The organism is Variovorax sp. FG153, assembly GCF_057809595.1.
In genome coordinates, this window is record NZ_JBMDKG010000072.1 from 1 (window position 1) to 23,470 (window position 23,470).

Below are 23,470 nucleotides of genomic sequence, written 5' to 3' on the forward strand. Positions count from 1 at the left end.
GGCGGGGGACATTCGCGGAGGGAAGTACCCGCTGTCCTGTGCACGCGCCCCGACCTCAAACAACCCAAGCCAGACATGAGAATCTTCAAAGCCCCAAGGATGACCGCCGTCGACAGCGAGGCAGTGGTGAAAGAAGCCCGCCAACTGATCGCGAAGAAGATCGACCGCCCAGAACGCCGTGCCTTCCTGCAACGCTCGCTGACCCTGGGTGGCCTGTCGCTGCTCACAGGCTGCAGCATCAGCGACGACACCCACGTCGAAGCCGCGCTCTCGAAGATCTCGCGCATCAACGACAAGGTGCAGGGCCTGATCTTCAGCCCCACGCAACTCGCCGAGACCTATCCCGCCTCGATGATCACGCGACCGTTTCCGTTCAATGCCTACTACGGCGAGGACGAGGTCCGCGAGGTCGACGGGGAAAGCTACCGGCTCGAGGTGACCGGCCTGGTCGCCGACAAGCGCCGCTGGACCCTGCCCGAGCTGCGCGCCATGCCGCAGCACGAGCAGATCACGCGCCACATCTGCGTGGAAGGCTGGAGCGCCATCGGTCGCTGGGGCGGCGTGCGCTTCGCGGATTTTCTGCGCCACGTCGGTGCCGACACCACCGCGCGCTATGTCGGCTTCAAGTGCGCCGACGACTACTACACCAGCATCGACATGGCGACCGCGCTGCATCCGCAGACCCTGCTGGCGCTGACCTACGACGGCGAGGTGCTGCCGCCGAAGTATGGCTTTCCGATGAAGCTGCGGATGCCGACCAAGCTTGGCTACAAGAACCCCAAGCACATCCAGGCGATGTTCGTCAGCAATACCTATTCAGGTGGCTACTGGGAAGACCAGGGCTACAACTGGTTCGGAGGGAGCTGAGTCGTCGCCCGCGACGATTCGACTGCCGATGAAAGCGCGAGGCCGTGTTCCTCGACGAACCGCGCCTCTCTTGAAAAGTGAAACCTCAACCCGAAAGACTTCCAAATGAACAAGCTCAGCGCAACCCTGCTCGCCACCTGCCTGGCCTTTGCCGGCGCCTCCGCCTTTGCCGCCGACGAGATGGCCAAGGATGGCATGGCCAAGGACGCCATGTCCAAGGATGCGATGAAGAAGGATTCGATGGCGAAGGACTCCATGTCGAAAGACGGCATGAAGAAGGACTCCATGTCCAAGGACGGCATGAAGAAGGACGCCATGGGCAAGGACGCGATGAAGAAGTAAGAAAGGCGCCCGAACTCCGACGCGGCATTGACGGCCGCCGGAATCGGCGGCAATGTCGCCTTCGGCGGCCGCTCCCGCGCGGCAACCTCCTCTCAAGGACAACCCATGAAATCCCTCGCATTCACCGCCGCCACCCTCGCCGCCGCGGCCCTGGTCTGGCACGCCGTGCCCTCGTCGGCCGAGCCCGCGCGCCGCGTGCCCGGCCCCACCGCCGATCTCGTGGCGCCGCCCGCCGCCAAGACCGAAACCGCCGTCTTCGCGGGCGGCTGCTTCTGGGGCGTGCAGGGCGTGTTCCAGCGCGTGCAGGGCGTGAGCAACGCCGTCTCGGGCTATGCGGGTGGCGATGCGAAGACCGCCAGGTACGACGAGGTCGGCTCGGGCCGTACCGGCCATGCCGAATCGGTGCGCATCACCTACGACCCCAAGCAGGTCAGCTACGGCAAGCTGCTGCAGATCTATTTCTCGGTCGCGCACGACCCGACCGAACTCAACCGCCAGGGCCCCGACACCGGCACCCAGTACCGCTCCACCGTCTTCGCCGAGAACGCCGAGCAGGCGCGCATCGCGAAGGCCTACATCGCCCAGTTGAACCAGGCCAAGACCTTCGGCAAGCCGCTCGCCACCACCATCGAAACGGGCAAGCCCTTCTACGCCGCCGAGGACTACCACCAGGACTTCCTCACGAAGCACCCGGACCACGGCTACATCGTCGTTAACGACTGGCCCAAGATCGACGACCTGAAGAAGCTCTTTCCCGAGAGCTACCGCTCGGCGCCCGCGCTGGTGAGCGCCGCGAAGGGCGGTTGACTCGCTCGTGAGCGTGCTGCTTCGCATCGCCTTCATCCTCGCCGGCGCCCTGCTGCTCGGCGTGGCCGCCAACGAAGCGCTGCGCGCGGTCGGGCACTGGTACGAGATGAACCGCGCCCAGAGCGAAAGCGACCTCTCGCAGGCCTTCGTCATCGCGCTCGCGGTGCATGCGGCCTGCGTACTTGCGGGCGGGTGGCTCGGCCATCGGCTGTTCGAGTACTGGCGTCGCAAGCGCGCCAGCGCCGAACGCTCCTAGAGCAGCCTCAGCCGCTGCGCCTGCTCCTCCAGCTCCGCCCGAAACGCCGGATGCGCGATCGCGATCAGCTCGCGCGCGCGCTGCCTGGCCGACTTGCCGCGCAGTTGCGCCACGCCGTGCTCGGTCACCACGTAGTCGATGTCGTTCTTGCTCGTGCTCACGTGCGTGCCGGGCGACAGCGAAGGCACGATGCGCGAGATGGTGTCGCCCTTGGCGGTCGAGGGCAGCACGATGAAGGCCTTGCCGCCGCGCGAACGGTTGGCCGCGCGCACGAAGTCCGACTGCCCGCCCGTGCCCGAGTACGGCGCATGGCCCAGGCTCTCGGAGCCGCACTGGCCCAGCAGGTCGATCTGCATGGTGGCGTTGATCGCGACCAGGTTGTCGTTGAGGCCCGCGAGCGCCGGGTCGTTGGTGAAGTTCACCGGATGCATCTCGAGCGCCGGGTTGCGGTCCATGAAGCGGTAGAGCTTGCTCGAACCGAGCGCGAAGGTCGCGATCGACTTGCCGGGCAGGTGGTTCTTGCGCCGGTTGGTCACGGCGCCGCTCTCCACCAGCGTGAGGATGCCGTCGCCGATCATCTCGGTGTGGATGCCGAGGTCGCGCTTGGCCGTGAGCTGCATCACCACCGCGTCGGGAATGCCGCCATAGCCGATCTGCAAGGTCGAGCCGTCGTCGATGCGCTCGGCCACGTACTTGCCGATGGCCTGCTGCACCGGACCGATCTTGGGCAGGCCCACCTCGAGCACCGGCGCCTCGCTCTCGACCAGCGCCGCCACCTGCGACACGTGCACATGGCAGGCGCCATGCGCGAAGGGCACGTTCGGGTTGACCTCGAGCACCACCGCGCGCGCCTTGGCCACGGCGGCCATCGTGTAGTCCGCCCCCAGGCTCAGCGCGAAGTAGCCGTGCGCGTCCATCGGCGAGGCCATGCTGAAGACCACGTCGGCCGGAATCTGGCCGCGCTCGATCTGCGCCGGGATCTCCGAGAAGTAGTTGGGCAGGAAATCGATCCAGCCCTCCTGCCCGCCCGCGCGCGTGGCACCGCCGAAGAACAGCGCGACGTGGCGCACATGCGCCACCGTCTCGGGATCGATGTAGGCGTACTTGCGCATCGCGAGGATCTGCGCGACCTTGACGTCGCGGAAATCGCGCCGCTGCTCGGACAGTGCCTCGAGCAGCGCGGGCGGCTCGCCCACGCCGGTGGGCACGATGATCATGTCGCCGTTGCGCACCTGGCGCACGGCATCGGCGGCGCTGGCGCGCTTGCGGCGGTACTGGTCCTGGAAGTCCATGAAGCGTCTCGTCTCTTTTTCTGAAGGGATGGGAAATGAGGGGTCGGCCTACAGCGGCGCGTCGTTGCGCGCATCGTAGGTGCCGCGCCGCGCGGCCCGGTTGCAGCGCGCGCGGAACACCAAGGCCTTCTGCGCCTCGGACACGCGGGCCGGGTCGCCCTTCCAGAGCTCGAGCGCGGGCTGCTGCACCGCGCGCGAGAACGAGAAGCTCAGCGCCCACGGCAGCCGCGCGCCGAAGCGGGCATTCATCGCATTGAGCCGCGCCGAGGCGAGCTGCGCCGACTGCCCGCCCGAGAGGAAGGCCACGCCCGGCACCGCCGCGGGCACGCTGCGCAGCAGGCAATGCACCGTGGCATCGGCCACCGCGGCCACGTCGTCCTGCGCGGCCGCGTTCTGCGCCGGCAGCACCATGTTCGGCTTGAGCAGCATGCCCTCGAGCAGCACGCCCTGCGCGCGCAGCTCGGCGAAGGTGCGGTGCAGCACTTCTTCCGTGACCTCGGCGCAGCGCGCGAGCGAATGGTCGCCGTCCATCAGCACCTCGGGCTCGACGATGGGTACCAGCCCGGCTTCCTGGCACAGCGCCGCATAGCGCGCGAGCGCATGGGCATTGACGCGGATGCAGGCGCTACTGGGCAGGCCCGCGCCGATCGCGATCACGCCGCGCCACTTGGCGAAGCGCGCGCCCAGGCCCGCGTACTCGGCCAGCCGTTCGCGCAGGCCGTCGAGGCCCTCGGTCACGGTCTCGCCCGGATGGCCCGCGAGCGGCTTGGCGCCGGTGTCGACCTTGATGCCCGGCACGATGCCCGCGGCGGCCAGGGCCTGCGCGAAGGGCACGCCGGCATGGGTGGTCTGGCGCAGCGTCTCGTCGAACAGGATCGCGCCGCCGATGCTGTCGGACAGCCCCGGCGCCGTGACGATCAGCTCGCGCCAGTCGCGCCGCGCCGCCTCGGTCTGCGGGATACCGAGCGCGGCGAAGCGCTTGTTGCAGGTGGCGTTGCTCTCGTCCATCGCGAGCAGGCCCTTGTCGGCGGCCAGCAGCGCGGCGGCCGTGTCGGTCAATGTCTTGGCGGTCATGTCGGGACACCTTTCGGGGGCCATCCTACGCCCGCGAGGTTCGCCCCTAGATGACGTTGCGCTCCAAGAGCGGCATGTTGCGCAGGATGCGCTCGAAGCCCACGGCCGACAGGTCGAGGCTGCGGTAGCCGCCGAAGCGGATCAGCTCGGCCACGCCGCGCCCCGCCGCCGGGCACTGCTGCAGGCCATGGCCCGAGAAGCCGTTGGCGAAGTAGAGGTTGTCGCAGTCCGGGTGCAGGCCGAGGATGGCGTTGTGGTCGAACAGGTTCATCTCGTAGTAGCCGGCCCAGGCGCCGGTCATGCGGATGGCCTCGAAGGCCGGCACGCGTTCGGCCAGCGCGGGCCAGATGAAGCTGTCGAAGGCCTCGTACTCGACCTCGAGCGGTGCGTCGTCGGGGTCCTGGTCTTCGGGCGGCGCGAAGCCGCAGATGAACTGGCGGCCTTCGGGGCGCAGCCAGATGCCCGAGGTGTCGATCAGCAGCGGGCAGCCGGGCAAGGCCTCGGGGCACGAGAAGCTGAACACGCTGCGCCGGCGGCCGCGCACCGGCAGCTCGATGCCGGCCCAGCGCGCCACCGTCGCGGCCCAGGCGCCCGCGGCATTCACGACCACGTCGGCCGGCAGAGCCTGGCCGTCGGCGAGCACGACGCCACGCACGAGGCGCCCTTCGCATTGCAGCCCGGTGGCCTGCGCCTGCACGTAGCGCACGCCCTGCGACACGGCCTTCCTGCGGAAGGCCTGCAGCAGGCTGTAGCCGTCGTACCAGCCCTCGCCCGACAGGCCCAGCGATCCCAGCGCGACACCTTCCACGCCGAGCCACGGAAAGCGCGCTTTCAGTTCCTCGGGCGCGAGCAGCGCCACGTCGACCGCATGCGCCTTCTGCAACGCATGGTTCTCGCGCAGCACGCCCTCGCCCGCCGCCGAGGCCAGGTAGAGGTAGCCGGGCTCGACCAGGCCGATGTCGGGTTCGTCGTCGCCCACGCGCAGCGTCTGGCCCAGGCCGCGGAAGAAGTCGATGCCGTAGCGCGACATCTCGATGTTGATGGCGGTCGAGAACTGCTGGCGGATCGAGCTGGCCGACAGCGCCGACGAAGCCTGGCTGTACGAGAAGTCGCGCTCGACCACCGTGACCTCGAAGGGCTCCTGCGCTGGATCGCGACTCAGGAAATAGGCGATGGCCGAGCCGATGGCCCCGCCGCCGATGATCACCACACGCCGCATGCAATGCCTTTCGCTCCGCTCGTCATCGTCACCTTCCTTCGTCATGCGCCAGCCGCGCCGCCGCCAGATCCCACAGCGCATGGCCCACGGTCTTGACCAGCACCGGCGCACGGGCCGCCGCGGGCACCGCATGCGCGAAGTCCTGCACGGCGCGCCAATCGACGTCGGCGCGGATCAGGTCGCCGGCCTCGCGGCGCGCGCCCTCCAGCGTATCCACAAACACGCTGCCGCGGCGCACCAGCGCGGTGGGCACCTCGGCCATGTCGGCGCGGTAGGCGCCGATCGCGATCACGCAGGCATCGGGGCGCAGGTCCGGCGGCACCACGGGGTCGAGCGCATTGGTCGCGGCGACGACGAGGTCGGCCTCGCGCGCGACGGCGTCCGGATCGGCGATCGCCTGCGCCTCGACGCCCAGCGAACGCATGTGCCGCGCGAGGTCCTCGGCATGGGCCGCGGTGCGCGCATGGATCGCGAGCCGGCGCACACCCCACAGTTCGGCCAGCGCCTCGGCATGCGCGCGCGCCTGCACGCCCGCGCCGATCAACAGCACGTGTTCCGCCCCCGTGCGCCCCGCGCGCATCGCGCCGGCCAGCGACAGGGCCGCCGTGCGCCGCGCGGTCAGCACATTGCCGTCGAGCGCGAGCAGCCGCGTGCCGGTGGCCGCATCGAGCAGCACCACCTCGCCCTGCACCACCGGCAGGCCGTGCGCCGCATTGCCCGCATGCACGGTCACGGTCTTGAGCGCGGCGAACTCGGCGTCGGCCGCGAGCATCAGCAGCATCGTGCCGCCGGCCGCAAGCGGCACCGCGGTGCGCGGCGCGGCCCGTGCCTCACCGCGGCGTTCGCGCTCGAACATCCGCAGCATGGCCTCGACCAGCGGTCCCCAGGGCAAGGCCGCGGCCGTCTCGGCCGCATCGAGCGTGCGCACCGGGGCCGCCTCAGGAACCGGCGACGCGCACGCGCTTGCCGTCCTTGTAGGTGAAGACGGTGAAGTCGGGCTTCTGCAGGTTGCCCTTGGCATCGAAGGCGATGGCGCCGGTCACGCCGTCGAACTTCACCTTGCGCATCGCCGGCAGGTAGGCCGCGGGCTCGACCGAGTTGGCCTCGCGCATGCCGGCGGCCAGCGCCATCATCGCGTCGTAGAGATAGGGCGCGTAGGTCAGCACGTCGACGCCGAAGCGCGCCTTGTAGCGCTGCTCGAACTCGGCGCCCCTGGTGGTCTTCTCGACCTCCTTGCCGCCGCGCGTGCAGTAGAGCAGCCCGTCGACCGCGCCGCCGCTGATCCTGGCGACCTCGTTGGTGCACAGCCCGTCGGTGCCCAGCAGCTTGGCCGTGATGCCGAGCTGCTTCATCTGGCGCGCGATCAGCCCGCCTTGCGCGTCCATGCCGCCGTAGAACACGACCTCGGGCTGCTTCGCCTTGATGCTGGTGAGGATCGCCATGAAGTCGGTCGCCTTGTCGCTGCCGTACTCCTGCGCGACGATGGTGCCGCCCAGCGCCTTGACGCCGCGCGCGAACACCTCGGCCGCGCCCTGCCCGTAGGCGGTGCGGTCGTCGATCACGGCGATCTTCGTGGCCTTGAGCTCCTTCACCGTGTAGTTCGCGATCGCCATGCCCACGTCGTCGTCGCTCGCGAGGATGCGGAACACGTTGTCGTAGCCCTGCTTCGTGAAGCTCGGGTTGGTGGCGGTCGACACGTCGGGCAGGCCGGCGCGGCTGTAGACGGCCGAGGCGGGAATGGCGGCGCCCGAATTGAAGTGACCGAGGATGCCCTTCACGCCCATGTCGGCGAGCTTGTTGGCGACCACCATCGCCTGCTTGGGGTCGGCCTGGTCGTCCTCCGACTGCAGCACGAACTTGATCTTCCTGCCGCCGATCAGCAGGTTCTGCCTGTTGAGGTCTTCCACCGCGAGCCGCGCGCCGTTGTCGTTGTCCTTGCCCCAGTGGGCGGCGCCGCCCGTGAGCGGGCCGGCATGGCCGATCAGCACCGTCTGCTCGGACTGGGCCCAGGCCGGCAGCGCCAGGGCGCCGGCCAGGACGCCGGTCAGCAGGCAGGCCGAGGCGGCTGCATGGCGCCGTGGCGATACGCGCGAAGCGGTCATCGAAAGTCTCCTTGTGTTTGTGCGTGCGGGCCGCGCTGGAGGCCCGAACGCAGAATAGAGTCGCGCTGGCGGGCGCAACAAACGCTCAATGCGCACGACGTTGTGCGATCCCGGAAGGAAGACCGCCGGATCGGCGACGCGATGAATGCTTTGGTTGACGGAAAGCGGGCCGCGCCAGAATCGGCCCACCAGGACAAGCAGGCGAGATGAGAAAAGACATACCCAACCTCGGCGCGCTGCAGGCCTTCGAGGCCTCGGCGCGGCTGGGCAGCTTCACGCGCGCCGCGAGCGAACTGGCGCTCACGCAGAGCGCGGTCGGCCGCCAGGTGGCGATGCTCGAGCAACGGCTCGGCGTGGCGCTGTTCTCGCGCGTGCGGCGCCGGCTCACGCTGACCGACGTGGGCCGCGAGTACGCGGCGCGCATCCGCCGCCACCTCGACCAGATCCGGCGCGACACGCTGGAGATCGCCGCCGGCCACGACATGGGCTTCGTGCTCGAGGTGGCGGTGGTGCCCACCTTCGCGACCCAGTGGCTGATTCCGCGCCTGCCCGATTTCAGCCGGCTGCATCCCAACATCACGGTCAACCTGTCGGCGCGCTCGCAGCCCTTCTCGTTCCAGGAGAACGCCTACGACGCCGCGATCTATTTCGGCGACCAGTTCTGGCCCGACACGCGCGGCGGGCGCATCTTCTCCGAGGGCGAGATGGTGCCGGTGTGCAGCCCGGCCTTCCGCGATGCCAACGGCCCCTGGGACGAGGCCGCGTTCGCGCGCTGCCGCCACGTGCACCTGAGCACGCGCGCCCATGCCTGGCGCGACTGGTATGCGCAGCAGGGCTGGGACTACACGGTGCATGCCTCGCGCGGGCCGCGCTACGAGCTCTTCACCATGGTGACGGCCGCCACCGCGGCCGGCATGGGCGTGGGCCTGGCGCCGCGCCTCTTGATCCAGCACGAGCTGCGCACCGGCGAGCTCGTGATCCCGATCGACCGCAGCCTCGACGTGAGCCAGGGCTACTACTTCGCCTATCCCGAGGGCCGGCCGGCCTCGGGGGCTCTCGAGCATTTCAAGCGCTGGGTGCTGAGCCTGACGCCCGAGAAGGGCTGAGCCCGATCAGACCGGCGCCGGGTTGCGCTCCGCGAAGCCGCGCTGGTGCCAGTACGGATAGGCCAGCGTCGTCGTGCTCGCCGCGTCGAGCTCCGCCACCTGCTCCTTCGTGAGGTTCCAGCCCACCGCGCCGAGGTTCTGGCGCAGCTGCTGCTCGTCGCGCGCGCCGATCACCACGCTCGACACCGTCGGGCGCTGCAGCAGCCAGTTCAGCGCCACCTGCGGCACCGTCTTGCCGGTCTCGCCGGCGATCTTCTCGAGCGCATCGACGACGCGGTAGAGCAGCTCGTCGGGCACCGGCGGGCCCATGTCGGCCGTCACGTGCAGGCGACTGTTGGCCGGCAGCGGCTGGCCGCGGCGGATCTTGCCGGTGAGCCGGCCCCAGCCCAGCGGGCTCCACACCACCGCGCCCACGCCCTGGTCCTGCGCCAGCGGCATCAGCTCCCATTCGTAGTCGCGGCCCACCAGCGAGTAGTAGGCCTGGTGCGCCACGTAGCGCGGATAGCCGTAGCGCTCGGCCACGCCCAGCGACTTCATCAGGTGCCAGCCCGAGAAGTTGGAAGCGCCCACGTAGCGCAGCTTGCCGGCGCGCACCAGGTCGTCGAGCGTCGAGAGCGTTTCCTCCACCGGCGTGGCGGCATCGAAGCCGTGCAGCTGGAACAGGTCGATGTAGTCGGTGCCCAGGCGCTTCAGGGCCGCGTCGACCGCGGCGACCAGGTGGTAGCGCGAGGAGCCGACCTCGTTGGCGCCCTCGCCGCTGCGGAAGGTGGCCTTGGTCGAGATCAGCAGCTTGTCGCGCGGCCGGCCCTTGATCGCCTCGCCGAGCACCGACTCGGCCGCGCCGCCCGAGTAGATGTCGGCGCTGTCGAACATGTTGACCCCCGCGTCGAGGCAGATGTCGATCAGCTTGCGGGCCTCGGCCACGTCGGTGCTGCCCCAGGCCTGGAAGAATTCGCCCTTGCCCCCGAAGGTGCCGGTGCCGAAGCTCAGGACGGGGACCTTGAGGCCCGATCGGCCCAGATGACGGTATTCCAAGATGCTGCTCCTTCGGCCCGCGGGCCATGGTGGTGCGGGCCGACTGGCCCGCGGATCGGCGCCATTGTTGGCCGAGGGCGCAGAACCCCGCCGGCAGTCGGGCTTTGGAATCCGTGCATGGCGCACGGAGCGCAGCCGCCTAGGGCAGCAGCTTCGCCATCGCGTCATCGAAGGCCAGCACGTCCGTGCCGACATGGGTCGCGTCGAACAGCGTCGAGATCAGCTTGAAGTCCTTGTAGTTGCGGCCCGCGAGCCGGTCGTACATCTCCCTCACGCCCGGCCCGTTGCAGCCGCTCTCGCAGCGCGCCAGCACCATCGTCACCGGCAGCGACCTGCCGGCCAGCGCGGTGAACATCTTCTGCTCGAGTTCGAAGTTGAGGTCCTTCTGCTGCCAGAAGGCGGCCTCGAAGGACAGGAAGTACGAGAACACCAGCGCGTTCGGCGCCTCGAGGAACAACGCAGTCGCGGCGAGGTTGCCGCTGGTCGACAGGCCCGTGAGCATGCGGCGCTTCGGATCCATGCGGTACTTCGACTCGAGGTAGGGAACCAGCTCCGTTGCGAGGAATGCGTGGTAGCCGTCGGCGCCCGGGAAGTTGTAGTCCTGCTGGCGCCGCGCGGTGCCGCCGATGCCGACCAGGATGGCCTTGGTGCCGCGCTTGAGCAGCACGTTCTTCAGGTTCGTGAAGCGTGTCTCGGGCAGGCCGTTGGTGGCGTCGCCGTCGAGCGCATAGATGGTGGGCAACGATTCGGTGCCCGCGTCGTAGGCGGCCGGAAGAAAGACCTCGATGCGATATTCCGCGCCGTACTTCTTCGCGTTGACCGTCTCGCTGACCACACGGCCGGTGGCCGCCGGCGGCGGCGAGGCGGGTGGCTCCGGCGCCGGGCTCGAGGGCAGCAGCGGGAGCCCGCCGCCACCACCGCCACCCCCGCCTCCTCCGCACGCCGCCATCGTCACGACGAGCGCGCAAGCGCCCACGGCCGCGAGCGCGCGGCACCATCCTTCTTGTCTCATGCGGTTCCTCTTCTTCTTCCCCGGCACACGTCGTGCCAGGCGGGATGCTGCGCCCGGGATCGGCCAGCGTCAACCGCACCGGTCGGACCGACTCCGGCGCGGGCTCATGCGCCGGTGCCCTGCGAGGCCTCGTCCACCGGCACCGTCAGCCCCACCTTCACCCGGCTCATGGCCACCAGCGTCTTGAAGCGTTTCACGTTGCTGTTCTCGAAGAACAGTTCGCGCGTGAGCCGCGTGTACTCGGCCATGCCGCGCACCGCGAAGATCAGCACGAAGTCGCATTCGCCCGCCACGTAGTAGCACTGCTGCACCTGCGGGCAGGCCTGGAAGCCGCGCTTCATCGCATCGAGCAGATCGGCGCGCTCGCTCTCCACCTCGACCTCGACGATCACGGTGAGCTCGCAGCCCACCGCATCGGGATTGACGATCGCCGCATGGCGCTCGATCACGCCCTCGTCGGCCATGCGCTTCAGGCGCCGGTTGACCGCCGCGGCCGACAGGTGCACCTGCCGGCCCAGCTCGCCCTGCGGCAGGCGCGCGTCCTGCTGCACCAGTGCCAGCAGCTTGAGGTCGTAGGCATCGAGGGGCGTGGGCATGGGCGTGGTCGACGGGGCGCGGCGGGTGGAATGGAATTGCGTCGCCGCCCCCTTCAATGCGCGCGGATTCAGGGGTCGGCGGCATAGCATTGTTGCCCATGACCTCCGCCCTCCCCGCCCCCGATCCGACCACCGACGCGCCGCTCGATACCGAGCTCGCGGGCTGGCGCCGCTACCTCCACACCATTCCCGAGACCGGCTTCGCCGAGCACCGCACCTCGGCCTTCGTCGCGCGCACGCTGCGCGCGCTGGGCCTCGAGGTGCACGAGGGCATCGGCGGCACCGGGCTGGTGGCGAACCTGCGCGTGGGCGAAGGCCGCGGCACGATCGGCATCCGCGCCGAGATGGATGCGCTCGACATCGCCGAGTCGGCGCCGGGCCGTACCCATGCCTCGGCCACGCCGGGCAAGATGCACGCCTGCGGCCACGACGGCCACATGTCGATCGTGCTCGGCGCGGCGCGGCTGCTGCGCGAGCGCCGTGACTTCGACGGCACCGTGCGCTTCGTCTTCCAGCCCGCCGAGGAGCATGGCCGCGGCGCCAAGGCGATGATGGCCGACGGCCTGTTCGAGCGCTTCCCGGTCGACGAGATCTACGGCCTGCACAACATGCCGGGCCTCGCGGCCGGCACCATCGCCACCTGCGCGGGCGGCATCATGGCCAGCGAAGACAACTTCACGATCCACGTGCGCGGCCGCGGCACCCATGCGGCGCGGCCGCACATGGGCATCGACCCGATCGTGATCGGCGCCGAGATCGTGCTCGCGCTGCAGACCATCGTCTCGCGCAGCCTCGACCCGGGCGCGCAGGCCGTGGTGTCGTGCACCGAGTTCATCACCGACGGCATCCGCAACGCGATTCCCTCCAACGTGGTCATCAAGGGCGATACCCGCAGCTACGACCCCGCCGTGCAGGCCACGCTGGAGCGGCGCATGCGCGAGATCAGCGAAGGCATCTGCCGGCTGCACGGCGCCGAGTGCGCGTTCTCGTACACGCACGAGTTCGAGCCCACGGTGAACTGGCCCGAATGCGTTCCGCACGCCGTGGCCGCCGCGACCGCGGTGCTCGGCGCCGCTCGCGTGGACGCGAACACCGTACCGATGATGGCCTCGGAGGACTTCGGCGCCTTCCTGCGCGTGGTGCCCGGCGCCTTCGTGTTCCTCGGCAACGGCGTCGACGGGCAGCCCGGCGGCACGCCGCTGCACAACGCGGGCTACGACTTCAACGACGAGGTGCTCGAGATCGGCGCGCGCTACTTCGCCGAGCTGGTGCGCATGCGGCTGCCGCGCTGACCCCTCTCCCTTCCTTCGAAAGATCGACATGCTGGTCCGCAACGCCCGCGCCGTGCGCGCGCCCTACCCCGAGGCGCTGCACCGCATCCTCAGCATCGACGAGGCACGCGCCACGCGCGCGTGGCTCTCGCGCTGGTCGCTGCTCGCGCCCGAGCCCACGCCCCTGCGCCGCTTGCCCGATCTCGCGCAGGCCTGCGGCGTCGCAGAGGTGTTCCTCAAGGACGAGTCGCTGCGCTCGCCACTCGGCAGCTTCAAGGCGCTCGGCGCGCCGGCCGCGCTGGTGCGGCTGGTGCTGCGGCGCCATCCGGACTGGAACGCCGAGGCGGTGCTGAGCGGCGAACACGCGAATGCCTTGAAGGACCTCGTCGTCGTCAGCGCCACCGACGGCAACCACGGCCGCGCGCTCGCCGCCGCGGCGCGCAGCGTGGGCGTGCGCTGCGTGATCGTGCTGCACCGGCACGTGAGCGCCGAGCGCGAACGCGCCATTGCCGACTTCGGCGCCGAGATCGTGCGCATCGAGGGCAACTACGACGCCTCGGTCGCGCATGCCGCGCAGCTCGCCGAACGGCATGGCTGGCAGGTCGTGTCCGATACCGCGTACCCCGGCTACGAGGACGTGCCGCGCGACGTGATGCAGGGCTACGGCACGATGGTCGACGAGGCGCTCGAACAGCTCGCCGCCGAGTCCGACGGCGCCTGCCCCTTCAGCCACGTCGTCCTGCAAGGCGGCGTCGGCGGCCTCGCGGCCGGCGTGGCGAGCTACCTCTGGGAACGCTTCGGCGAACGTCGCCCGGCGCTCATCGTCGCCGAACCGCGCCAGGCCGATTGCCTCACGCGCAGCGCTATCGAGGGCCGGCCGGCAGTGGCCACCGGCAGCGTCGATTCGGTGATGGCCGGCCTGGCCTGCGGCGAGACCTCGACCCTGGCCTGGCGCTTTCTCGAGCCTTCGGTCGATCTCTTCCTCACGCTGGAGGATGAAGAAGCGGTCGGTGCGATGCGGCGGCTGGCCGAGGGCTCGGCGCGCGACCTGCCGGTGGTGAGCGGGGAATCGGGCGCGGCGAGCGCGGCGGCATTGCTGCAGCTCGCGCGGTCCGGGGCGGCGAAGGCACAGGCCGGGCTCGATGCCTCGTCGCGCGTGCTCCTGATCAGCACCGAGGGGGCGACCGCGCCTTCGGTCTATGCGCAGTTGCTGGGTCGCTCCGCGAACGAGGTGCTGGCGGCGCAGCGCGAATGGCTGAGCCAGGAGACCCGGCGGTAGGCGGCCGGCCCCTGCACAGTTCTTACAAGCTGTAGAACCTGCGCACGGCCCACGCACCTAGACTGGAGCGATGAAAACCAAGCAGGGATTCGGCGTGGGCGCCGGGCTCGCGGCCGGCGTGGGCATCGGTGCCTTGCTCGACGAGATCGGCCTGGGGATCGGCATCGGTCTCGCGCTGGGAATCGCGCTGTCGCTGGCCCTCGATCGCAAGGAGTGACGCGGCCACCGGCGCCGCGCCTACTGCGGCACCAGCTCCACGCGCCGGTTCTTCGCGCGGCCGTCCTCGGCTGCGTTGCTGGCGACCGGCGCGAGATCCGCCACGCCGTAGGCGCCGAGCCGGTTGGCCGCGATCGCGTACTGACCGACGAGCGCCGCGTTGACCGCCTCCGCGCGCCGCTTCGACAGCGCGATGTTGCTCTCGAGCGTGCCCTGGTTGTCCGTGTGCCCGACCACGCGCAGCTTGAGCGCGGGCTCGGCCTTGAGCAGCTTGGCGATCTCGTCCAGCGCGGGCTTGGATTCGGGCTTGATGTCGGCCTTGGCGGTGTCGAACAGGATGCCGTAGAGCGCCACGCGCCCGGTGGCTGCAATGGCCTTCGACATGTCGCCCGCGCTCACGGTCACCATGTTCTGCTTCATCGCCCCGACCTCGATGATGTCGACCGCCGCGTAGGCACCCTTGACCGCCTTGTAGTCCTTGCTGTCCTTGGCCCATTGCACTGCCTCGACGACCACGTAGAGATCGCCTTGCGGCCGCGGAATCTTGAAGCTGGCCAGGCGAGCGGTCCCGACCTCGGCGGTCGAGAAGGTGTAGGTGCTGCGGCTGGTCTTGATCTCGTTCCAGCTGTAGGGGCAGAGGAAGCAGGAGCGGCTCTTGAAGTTCTCGTCGCGCCCCGAGTCGTAGAGCGTGACGCCACCGGCGGCCTGCACTTCGTTCTGGTAGTTGCGGATCAGCTCGGCCGTGGAGGTGTCGCCCGCCGACTCGTACCAGAGGCGGGTCAAAGCGCCTTCGACCGGCACGGAACTGACCCAGCTGCGCTTGCGCGAGGTGGTGTCGTAGCCCTTGTAGGTCCCCGTCGGCACCAGGTATTCGTCGAAGCGCTTGAAGTCGTAGCCGACGATGGTCGATCCCGCGAAGCGCTTGAGCAGCGGGTTGTCCTTGGCGCCCGGAAGGTCCTGCCCGGATGCGAGCGTCGAGAGGAACAGCAGCCCGGCGAATGCCGGCGCGGCCAGCAGCCGAAGGAAGGCGAGGACGGAACGCGGACGCATCGATGACTCCGTGAAATGACGGCGCCATTGTCGGGAACTCCGACGATTTGGCTGCACGGCCGTATGGCCTATGGCCGCGGGCCGGGACGTCGATGCGAGGAGATCGGCGCGTCATTTCTCATCGTCCCGGCGCTATCGCTTCGAACCACCGCGCCCCATGCAACCCGAAGCCCCGTTTCGAACCATCGGCGCATGGAGCGGATGCACTCAGGGTGCCAGCGTGAGCTTGAAGATCTGGTTGCCGTTGGTCGCTCCCACGTAGACGGACCCATCGCCGGCCACCGCCACGCCGATCGGAAAGTTGAACGTGATCGCCGCGCCGGCGCCGTCGCGCAGCGTGCCGATCTCGCCCGCGGGCGTGACCACGCGCACCACGCCATCCCAGGCATGGGTGAGGAACACGTTGTCGTGCGCATCGACCGCCACGCCGTAGGAATAGCCGAGCTTGGCCGGCGTGGCGGCCGTGCCGTCGACGACCCCGGCGCCCGCGTTGCCGTTGGCGCAATCGCCCAGCAGCGTGCTCACCGTGGCGGTGGCGATGTCGATCTTGCGCAGGCAGGGACTGTCGGTGTCGGTGTCGTAGAGCGTCTTGCCGTCGCGGCTGATCGCCAGGCCCTGCGGGCGGGCCAACTGGGCGGCCGTGCCCACGCCGTCGAGATAGGCCTGCGTGCCGTCTCCCGCGAGCGTGCTCGTGGTGCCGTCGGCCGCGACCTTGCGCACGCGCTTGTTCTCGGTGTCCGCCACGAACAGGTTGCCGCCGCTGTCGAGCGCGAGGCCGGTGGGGTTGTGGAACATGACGGTGGCCGGGCTGTCGGCATAGCCGCTCGTGGCGCCGCCGACCCAGGTGCTGGCGGTCGTTGCATTGGCGGCGATCTTGCTGATGCGGTGCTGGTCGCTCACGTAGAGCGTGCCATCGGCCGCAAGGGCCAGGCCGGACGGCGTAGTCAGGGTCGCGCCCGGCGTCACCTCGGCACCGCTGCCGCTCGCGGTGTCGATCCTGTAGACGGAACCGTTGCCGCCCATGGCCACGTAGAGCTTCGCGCCGCTCGCATCCAGCGCGAGTTGATAGGGACTGCTGTAGCTCACGCCCGTGGTCGCCAGCACGTTGGCGACCCAGGCCTTGACCGTCAGCGTGGCGGCACGGCTGGTCACGCTGCCACCGGCGCCGCTCACGCGCACGCGCAGCTGCTGGCCGCTGTCGGCCAGTTGGCTCGCGGCCGTGGTGAAGCTGTCGCCGGTGGCGCCGGCGACATCGGTCCAGCGCGCACCGCCATCGACGCTGCGCTGCCACTGGTAGGCCGTGGCGCGCGCGGCCTGCACCTTCAAGGTGGCGGGCACGCCCTGGCCCACGGTGGCGTTCGAGGGCTGCGTCGTGATCGAGGGTGCGGTTTCGGCCGGCGCGGGCGGCGGCGGAGGCGGAGGCGTCTGCGCGGCCGGCGCGGGCGCGGGAGCGACCGGGAAGCCGGCGAAGCCGCCTCCACCGCCACCGCCGCAGGCGGCCAGCACGAGGCTCACGATCAACAGCGCGACAGGGGTTCGCGCCGCGGGGCAAATGGCAGGACGGGTATGCATGAGGGGCCTTCCTTCTTTCAAACGAGTGGATGAGAAGGCCTCCACGGTAGGGACGGCAATGCCTGCAATCCAGTGTCGAAGGTCATCGACTTGCAGCAATAAAAAGAGGCTCAGCCGTGCATGCCGGCGTGCGTCCTGTCGTGCCGCGCCAACGATGCGAGGGCCTGCAGCAGCCGGTCGGCGGCCACCGGCTTGAGCAGCACCTGCAGGCCGGCATCGTGCATCTGCTGCTGCCGCTGCGGCGCGGTCTCCCCGGTGATCAGCAGCACCTGCAAGCCGGGGCCGAAGCGCGCGCGCAGCCGCTGCGCCACCGCCAGCCCGTCGGCGCCATCGGCCAGCCGCACGTCGCACAGCAGCACCTCGACCGGGTTGCCGCCCTGCGCGGCCTGCACCAGCACGGCCTCGGCCCCGGCTTCGTCGGCCACCGCGTCGACGGCCAGGCGATGAGCCTGCAGCAGGCCGGTGACGGCCTGGCGGATCGGTGCCTCGTCGTCGACGACGAGCACGCGGCGCGGCAACGGCAGCACCGCGTCGGGCCGCGCGATGGATGGCACCACGCCCGAACCCGACACCGCCGCCAGCACGATGCGGAAGCGGCTGCCGCGCCGCGGATGAGAGCGCACCTGCAGCGGATGCGCCAGCAGGCGCGAGAGCCGCTGCACGATCGACAGGCCGATGCCCAGGCCGCGCGCGCGATCGCGCCCCGGATTGTCGACCTGGTAGAACTCGTCGAAGATGCGGCCGAGGTGCTCGGGCGCGATGCCGATGCCGGTGTCGCACACGTCGATCCACACCAGCGGCCCGCGTGCGCGCGCGGCCACCACCACGCCACCGCGCGGCGTGTACTTGAGCGCGTTGTCCACGAGATTGGAGAGCAGCCGCTGCAGCAGCTGCGGATCGCTCAAGACCCAGCAGGGCGTGGCACGCAGGCGCAGCTGCAGCTCCCTGCCGGCCGCCTGCGCCGCGAACACGTTGTTGAGCGCGAGGAACAGCGGGTTGAGCTCCACGGGCCGGATCCGCGGTGCCACCTCGCCCGCATCGAGCCGCGAGATGTCCAGCAGGGTGTCGAGCGAATCGCCGAGCGTTCCGACGGCGTCCATCAGCCGCACCGCATGGTCCCACTCCTCGCTGCCCTGGAGCTTCTTCTCGATCACGGCGCCGAACAGCGCGATGGCATGAAGCGGCTGGCGCAGGTCGTGGCTCGCCGCCGCGAGAAAGCGCGTCTTCTCCTCGCTCGCGCGCTGAGTCGCGGCGATCTGCCGGCTCAGTTGCTCGGCCAGCGCCTCCTTCTCGAAGCGCATGGTCAGCGAGGCCGTCAGCAGCCGATGGTGCTGCAGCGCGAAGGTGATCATCACGCACATGTACAGCAGGCAGCCGGTGGCCAGGAACAGGTGCACGGTGTCGCCGCGCCAGGCCAGCGCCAGCGTCAGGCTCGCCATGCTGGGCACGATGAAGCGCGGGATGTTGCGCTTGAGCACGGCCAGCGACAGCGCGCCGCCGGCGCAGCCGCCCATCATCATGACGATGACCATGACCCAGAGCCCGAGGTTGCGTCCCGGCGGCACGCACAGCCAGGGCGCCAGGCCCCAGACGCAGGAACGCAGCAGCACGTTGCGTGCATTGAAGCGCGCCCAGTACTCGGGATGCTCGGCCGCGTCGGGACTGCGGCGGTAGCGCCGGTAGGCGCGCCGCAGCGTCAATGCCAGGTGCAGCGCCATCCACAGCAGCACCTGCCAGCGCCACGTGGCCACGAACAGGCCGATGCCCAGCGACTGCGCCGTGAGGAGGTCCGCGAGATAGGCGGCCGGCGCATTGGCGTGGACCGCGGCCACCTGTTCGCGCAGCACGCGCCGCGCCAGCTCGGGCGGATGCGCGTCATTCATCGCCGGCATGCGGGCATCTCGCATCGAAGGCGGCCCGGCGCGGAAGACTCACCGCAGGCTGCTGATGAGCTGGGCCCGCGAGCGCATGCCGAACAGCAGCAGCAGCGTCGACACATGGTTCTTGACCGTGCCCTCGGTGAGGTGCGCCAGCTGCGCGATCTCCTTGTTCGACTTGCCGGCCAGCAGCCAGTCGAGGATCTCGACCTGGCGCGCATTGAGCTGCGGCTGGAACCCGTCCCTGGCCGGCGGCGCCTGGGCATCGACGGGCACGGCCGACGGCCGCGCCGGAAGACCGACCAGGTCGTTGTCCCTCACGTAGCGCAGCACCTCGCCGAGGTGACCGGTCTTGGGCAGGAAGGCCTGGGCCCCGAGCGCCATCGCACCCTGCATCAGCGCATGGCTGTCCTTGCCCGAGAGCACGATCACGGGCGACGAGGGAAAGGCGCGCTTGAAGCGCACCAGCGTGTCCAGTCCTTGCGAATCGGGCAGATCGAGATCGAGCAGCACCAGGTGATGCGACGACACGTGCAGCGTGTACAGGTGCAATGCGTCGGCCAGGCAACGTGCCTCGTACACCGGCACGCTGCCCGTCTCCGCCAGCAGCAGCGCACGCAGGCCGAGGCGCACCAGCTCATGGTCGTCGACCACCAGGATGCCCCGCACCGGTATGGCAGCGCCCGCCTCGCCGCGCAATGGCGCGGCATGCGGCGGCAGTGGTGTGGCATGGGCCATGGTGCGGGCATCTTAGTGCCGATGAAAGCGAAGCCGAAATGACCAAAGTCATTCGGACGAGGTGCCGCGGCGGGCAATCGGTGCGATTGGCGCGCGGGTCTGGGCTTCGCTTCGTTGCGCGATGTTTCCCTATGGAGAGGCCATCTTCCTCGTGTCCAGAAAGGGAATGCGCGAGTCGAACATGCGCGTCATTTTTGCGCTCGACCGCGGCACGAATCGCAAGGCATATGCGGTAAGACATAGGCCTTCTGGACATGGCGTCTCTAGTCTCGAGAAAATCCGAGGGCGCGAAGACAATGGGTCATGACCAGCTCGCCGCCCAGGCAGATCTCTTCTCGGCTTTCTCTCGGGCTCTCTCGCAATCGACAAGGCCATCATCGATGGCAGCATGCTCGAACCGATTCGCAATGATGGCGCCACTTAGATTCGGGATCGGCGCTTCCATCACACGGGCCACGCTCAGGCGAGCGAAGCGGCTGCTTGGTTCCGACGTCGAAGCTTTCGCAAGCTTCAATCGATCGCCACCCTCGCCTCCTTCACCAGCTTCGCATACTTCGCGGTGTCACTGCGAATCCGCGCCGCCATCTGCGCCGGCGTATCCCCCACCGGCTCCGCCCCGATCTCCTCCATGCGCTTCCTGAACTCCGGCGACTGGATGATCTTCACCATCTCGGCGTTGAGCCGCTCCACGATCTCCTTCGGCGTGCCCGCCGGCGCGAGGATGCCGAACCAGGTGCCCTGGTCGAAATCCTTCAGGCCCGACTCGGCCAGGGTCGGCACCTCGGGCAGGCTGCTCGAGCGCTTGGCGGTGGTCACGGCCAGTGCGCGCAGCTTGCCGGCGCGGATGTGCTGCAGCACGGGCGTCAGGGTGTCGAAGGACATGTCGACCTGGCCACCGAGCAGGTCGGTGGTGAGCGGTGCGCTGCCCTTGTAGGGCACATGCAGCAGCTCGATGCCCGACAGGGCCGAGAGCTGGGTGCCGATCAGGTGCTGCACGGTGCCGTTGCCGTTCGAACCGTACGAAAGCTTGGCCGGCGCGGCCTTGGCCTGGGCGATCAGCGCCTGCGCATCGCGCGCGGGCGATTTGGCGTTGACGACCATCACGTTGGGCACCAGCGCGACGGTGGTGATGGGCGTGAAGCTCTTCTCGAAGTCGTAGGGCAGCTTGCGGTAGACGCTGGTGGCGATGGTGTGGTGCACGGCGCCCATCAGCAGGGTGTAGCCGTCGGGCCGCGCCTTGGCCACGTAGTCGGCGCCGAGCGTGGCGCCGGCGCCGGGACGGCTCTCGACCACCACGGGCTGGCCCAGGCTCTGCGAGAGCTTGTCGCTCAACGAGCGCGCCAGCACGTCGGAGCTGCCGCCCGGCGGAAAGGGAACGACGAGGTTAATGGGCTTGGCCGGCCAGGCCTGCGCGGCCGCGGTCGAGGCGGCCAGACCGAGGATGAAGGCGGCGGCGAACGCGGTCAGCGCCGCGCGGCGGCGGACGATGGGCTGGGTCACGGGTTGTCTCCTTTGTTGTCGTGGCAATGGCCGGCCGTGCGCGCACGCCCTCTCCGGCCCCCGGGGCAAAAAACTCAGGCGGCCTGGCGCTCGGGCAGCGGGGCCAGCAGCGCGCAGACGGCGCGGGTCACGTCGGCGGTGGTGGCCCTGCCGCCGAGGTCGCGCGTGTGCAGCGAGGTGTCGGCCGTGACCTGCTCGATGGCACGCATCAGGCGCGCGGCGGCCTCGGGCTCGCCGAGGTGCTCGAGCATCATCACGACCGACCAGAAAGTGCCGACCGGGTTGGCCAGGCCCTGGCCCATGATGTCGAAGGCCGAGCCGTGGATGGGCTCGAACATCGAGGGGAAGCGGCGCTCGGGATCGATGTTGCCGGTGGGCGCGATGCCCAGGCTGCCCGCGAGCGCGGCGGCCAGGTCGCTGAGGATGTCGGCATGCAGGTTGGTGGCGACGATGGTGTCGAGCGAGGCCGGCCGGTTGACCATGCGCGCGGTGGCGGCGTCGACCAGTTCCTTGTCCCATCGCACGTCGGGGAACTCCCTGGCCACCTGCACGGCGATCTCGTCCCACATCACCATCGCATGGCGCTGGGCATTGCTCTTGGTGATCACGGTGAGCTGGCGGCGCGGCCGCGAGCGGGCCAGCGAGAAGGCGAAGCGCATGATGCGCTCGACGCCGGCGCGGGTCATCATCGAGACGTCGGTGGCGGCCTCGATCGCATGGCCCTGGTGCACGCGGCCGCCGACACCGGCGTACTCGCCCTCGGAGTTCTCGCGCACGATGACCCAGTCGAGGTCGCCGGGGCCGCAGCGCTTGAGCGGGCCGTCGATGCCGGGCAGGATGCGCGTGGGCCGCACGTTGGCGTACTGGTCGAAGCCCTGGCAGATCTTCAGGCGCAGGCCCCACAGGGTGACGTGGTCGGGGATGTGCGGATCGCCGGCCGAGCCGAACAGGATCGCGTCCTTGCCGCGCAGCGCGTCGAGGCCGTCGGCCGGCATCATCTCGCCGTGGGCGCGGAAGTAGTCGCCGCCCCAGCCGAAGTCCTCGAACTCGAAGCCGAAGCGCTCGCCGCCGGCGGCCAGTGCCTCGAGCACCTCGCGCCCGGCCGGCACCACCTCCTTGCCGATGCCGTCGCCGGGAATGGTTGCGATCCTGTAGGTCTTCATGGTGTAGCTGCGTCGCTGGAGTGTTGGAACGGCTTCGACTGTAGGAACTCGACGTGCGATCGGATCGCCCCTAAAGTCAATCCATCGTTAACTTCAAGTCAACAGCGAAAACCGCGATGGCCCACGAGATCCAACCGGCCGACCTCGGCTTCTTCTCGGCGCTCGCACGCGCCGGCAGCCTCAGCGCGGCGGCGCGCGAACTCGGCATCACGACGGCCGCGGTGAGCAAGCACCTTGCGCAAATGGAATCGCGGCTCGGCGTGAGCCTGGTCAACCGCACCACGCGGCGCATGGGGCTCACGCCCGAGGGCGAGCTCTACCTCGCGCAGGCGCGGCGCATCCTTGCCGACATCGAGAGCCTGGGCGAGCAGCTCGGCGTGTCGAAGGCGGTGCCGCAGGGCCTGTTGCGCGTCAACGCCACGCTGGGCTTCGGGCGCAGCCACGTGGCGCCGCTGATCTCGAAGTTCGTGCGCCGGCATCCCGAGGTCGAGGTGCAGCTGCAGCTGTCGGTGAACCCGCCGCCGCTGACCGAGGACTCGTTCGACGTCTGCGTGCGCTTCGGCGCGCCGCCCGAGGCGCGCGTGATCGCGCGGCGCATCGCGGCCAACCGGCGGCTGCTGTGCGCGGCGCCCGCCTACCTCGCGAAGCACGGCACGCCCAAGGTGCCGAACGACCTCACGCGCCACAACTGCATCGGCATCCGCCAGGGTGAGGAGGCCTACGGCCTGTGGCGGCTGTCGAGCGGGCGCGGCGCGAGCGCGAGCACGCAGGCCGTGAAGACGCGCGGCACGCTGACCACCAACGACGGCGAGATCGCGGTCAACTGGGCGCTCGAGGGTCACGGCATCCTGATGCGCGCCGAATGGGACATCGCGCGCTACCTGCGCAGCGGCCGGCTGGTGCAGGTGCTGCGCCCCTTCCACACGCCCGATGCCGACATCTACGCGGTGTACCCGCAGCGCCACCAGCTCGCGGCGCGGGTGCGGGCCTTCGTCGACTTCCTCGCGCAATCGCTGGAGCAGCAGGCTTCGGCGGCCTCGAAGACCGCGTTCTGACGCGACCCTAGGGAAATCCCCGAGGCCGCGCTCGCGGCCGT

23 protein-coding genes are annotated in these 23,470 nt (G+C 69.7%); 9 read left to right on the forward strand and 14 right to left on the reverse strand.

What is annotated here, in order from left to right:
* The first annotated feature begins 75 nt into the window (after positions 1-75).
* The 4 genes from ACODT0_RS40115 to ACODT0_RS40130 all read left to right on the forward strand — a co-directional run bounded on the left by ACODT0_RS40115 (position 76) and on the right by ACODT0_RS40130 (position 2,272).
* A complete protein-coding gene (locus ACODT0_RS40115) occupies positions 76-867 on the forward strand; it encodes a molybdopterin-dependent oxidoreductase (protein WP_489043849.1) in 792 nt (263 codons plus the stop codon).
* Positions 868-972: 105 nt separating this feature from the next.
* Entirely contained in the window at positions 973-1,209 is a 237-nt protein-coding gene (locus tag ACODT0_RS40120; protein ID WP_489043850.1) for a pentapeptide MXKDX repeat protein, read from the forward strand.
* A 105-nt stretch (positions 1,210-1,314) separates the two neighbouring features.
* On the forward strand, positions 1,315-2,016 hold the full coding sequence (gene msrA, locus ACODT0_RS40125; protein WP_489043851.1) for a peptide-methionine (S)-S-oxide reductase MsrA: 702 nt from the start codon (positions 1,315-1,317) through the stop codon (positions 2,014-2,016).
* A 7-nt stretch (positions 2,017-2,023) separates the two neighbouring features.
* Positions 2,024-2,272 (forward strand): hypothetical protein, encoded by a 249-nt coding sequence (locus tag ACODT0_RS40130; RefSeq protein WP_296740045.1) that lies wholly within the window; start codon positions 2,024-2,026, stop codon positions 2,270-2,272.
* Here ACODT0_RS40130 and ACODT0_RS40135 read toward each other — a convergent pair.
* The 5 genes from ACODT0_RS40135 to ACODT0_RS40155 are packed head-to-tail and all read right to left on the reverse strand — an operon-like array spanning position 2,269 to position 7,959.
* Positions 2,269-3,564, reverse strand: coding sequence for an acetyl-CoA hydrolase/transferase family protein (locus ACODT0_RS40135; RefSeq protein WP_296740043.1), 1,296 nt, complete (start codon positions 3,562-3,564; stop codon positions 2,269-2,271). The genes ACODT0_RS40130 and ACODT0_RS40135 overlap by 4 nt on opposite strands.
* Before the next feature lie 48 nt (positions 3,565-3,612).
* On the reverse strand, positions 3,613-4,638 hold the full coding sequence (locus ACODT0_RS40140) for a class I fructose-bisphosphate aldolase (RefSeq protein ID WP_489043852.1): 1,026 nt from the start codon (positions 4,636-4,638) through the stop codon (positions 3,613-3,615).
* A 46-nt stretch (positions 4,639-4,684) separates the two neighbouring features.
* On the reverse strand, positions 4,685-5,857 hold the full coding sequence (locus ACODT0_RS40145) for an NAD(P)/FAD-dependent oxidoreductase (protein ID WP_489043853.1): 1,173 nt from the start codon (positions 5,855-5,857) through the stop codon (positions 4,685-4,687).
* Between the two features lie 28 nt (positions 5,858-5,885).
* Positions 5,886-6,785 (reverse strand): delta(1)-pyrroline-2-carboxylate reductase family protein, encoded by a 900-nt coding sequence (locus ACODT0_RS40150; protein ID WP_489043854.1) that lies wholly within the window; start codon positions 6,783-6,785, stop codon positions 5,886-5,888.
* A gap of 10 nt (positions 6,786-6,795) precedes the next feature.
* Positions 6,796-7,959: a branched-chain amino acid ABC transporter substrate-binding protein gene (locus tag ACODT0_RS40155; protein ID WP_261205946.1), complete on the reverse strand. Its 1,164-nt coding sequence runs from the start codon at positions 7,957-7,959 to the stop codon at positions 6,796-6,798.
* 206 nt (positions 7,960-8,165) lie between these two features.
* Here ACODT0_RS40155 and ACODT0_RS40160 point away from each other — a divergent pair, with 206 nt between their 5' ends.
* Positions 8,166-9,065, forward strand: a complete 900-nt coding sequence (locus tag ACODT0_RS40160) for a LysR substrate-binding domain-containing protein (RefSeq protein WP_057596715.1) — start codon at positions 8,166-8,168, stop codon at positions 9,063-9,065.
* A gap of 6 nt (positions 9,066-9,071) precedes the next feature.
* Here ACODT0_RS40160 and ACODT0_RS40165 read toward each other — a convergent pair whose 3' ends face one another.
* The 3 genes from ACODT0_RS40165 to ACODT0_RS40175 all read right to left on the reverse strand — a co-directional run bounded on the left by ACODT0_RS40165 (position 9,072) and on the right by ACODT0_RS40175 (position 11,708).
* Complete coding sequence (locus tag ACODT0_RS40165) at positions 9,072-10,100, reverse strand: aldo/keto reductase (RefSeq protein ID WP_057596714.1); 1,029 nt, start codon at positions 10,098-10,100, stop codon at positions 9,072-9,074.
* Between the two features lie 139 nt (positions 10,101-10,239).
* Positions 10,240-11,112, reverse strand: a complete 873-nt coding sequence (locus ACODT0_RS40170) for an alpha/beta hydrolase (RefSeq protein WP_489043855.1) — start codon at positions 11,110-11,112, stop codon at positions 10,240-10,242.
* A gap of 104 nt (positions 11,113-11,216) precedes the next feature.
* Complete coding sequence (locus ACODT0_RS40175; RefSeq protein WP_057591089.1) at positions 11,217-11,708, reverse strand: Lrp/AsnC family transcriptional regulator; 492 nt, start codon at positions 11,706-11,708, stop codon at positions 11,217-11,219.
* 98 nt (positions 11,709-11,806) lie between these two features.
* Between ACODT0_RS40175 and ACODT0_RS40180 the strand changes: the two genes are divergently transcribed.
* The 3 genes from ACODT0_RS40180 (at position 11,807) to ACODT0_RS40190 (ending at position 14,475) form a co-directional block, all read left to right on the forward strand.
* Positions 11,807-13,000, forward strand: coding sequence for a M20 aminoacylase family protein (locus ACODT0_RS40180; protein WP_489043857.1), 1,194 nt, complete (start codon positions 11,807-11,809; stop codon positions 12,998-13,000).
* Between the two features lie 28 nt (positions 13,001-13,028).
* Positions 13,029-14,258, forward strand: a complete 1,230-nt coding sequence (locus tag ACODT0_RS40185; RefSeq protein ID WP_489043858.1) for a diaminopropionate ammonia-lyase — start codon at positions 13,029-13,031, stop codon at positions 14,256-14,258.
* A gap of 70 nt (positions 14,259-14,328) precedes the next feature.
* Entirely contained in the window at positions 14,329-14,475 is a 147-nt protein-coding gene (locus ACODT0_RS40190) for a hypothetical protein (protein ID WP_172705714.1), read from the forward strand.
* A gap of 20 nt (positions 14,476-14,495) precedes the next feature.
* Here the strand turns inward: ACODT0_RS40190 and ACODT0_RS40195 are convergent, their stop codons facing one another.
* The 6 genes from ACODT0_RS40195 to ACODT0_RS40220 form a co-directional block, all read right to left on the reverse strand.
* Entirely contained in the window at positions 14,496-15,524 is a 1,029-nt protein-coding gene (locus ACODT0_RS40195; RefSeq protein ID WP_057591092.1) for an OmpA family protein, read from the reverse strand.
* A gap of 207 nt (positions 15,525-15,731) precedes the next feature.
* Entirely contained in the window at positions 15,732-17,096 is a 1,365-nt protein-coding gene (locus ACODT0_RS40200) for a DUF8696 domain-containing protein (RefSeq protein WP_172705715.1), read from the reverse strand.
* A gap of 110 nt (positions 17,097-17,206) precedes the next feature.
* The gene (locus tag ACODT0_RS40205; protein WP_057591187.1) at positions 17,207-18,979 is read right to left on the reverse strand and encodes an ATP-binding response regulator; all 1,773 of its coding nucleotides are present in this window, start codon (positions 18,977-18,979) and stop codon (positions 17,207-17,209) included.
* Between the two features lie 48 nt (positions 18,980-19,027).
* On the reverse strand, positions 19,028-19,711 hold the full coding sequence (locus ACODT0_RS40210) for a response regulator transcription factor (RefSeq protein ID WP_057591094.1): 684 nt from the start codon (positions 19,709-19,711) through the stop codon (positions 19,028-19,030).
* 510 nt (positions 19,712-20,221) lie between these two features.
* Positions 20,222-21,211, reverse strand: a complete 990-nt coding sequence (locus ACODT0_RS40215; RefSeq protein WP_489043859.1) for a tripartite tricarboxylate transporter substrate binding protein — start codon at positions 21,209-21,211, stop codon at positions 20,222-20,224.
* Between the two features lie 74 nt (positions 21,212-21,285).
* The gene (locus tag ACODT0_RS40220; RefSeq protein WP_489043860.1) at positions 21,286-22,374 is read right to left on the reverse strand and encodes a tartrate dehydrogenase; all 1,089 of its coding nucleotides are present in this window, start codon (positions 22,372-22,374) and stop codon (positions 21,286-21,288) included.
* A 116-nt stretch (positions 22,375-22,490) separates the two neighbouring features.
* Here ACODT0_RS40220 and ACODT0_RS40225 point away from each other — a divergent pair, with 116 nt between their 5' ends.
* A complete protein-coding gene (locus tag ACODT0_RS40225; protein ID WP_057591097.1) occupies positions 22,491-23,429 on the forward strand; it encodes a LysR family transcriptional regulator in 939 nt (312 codons plus the stop codon).
* Positions 23,430-23,470 lie beyond the last annotated feature (41 nt).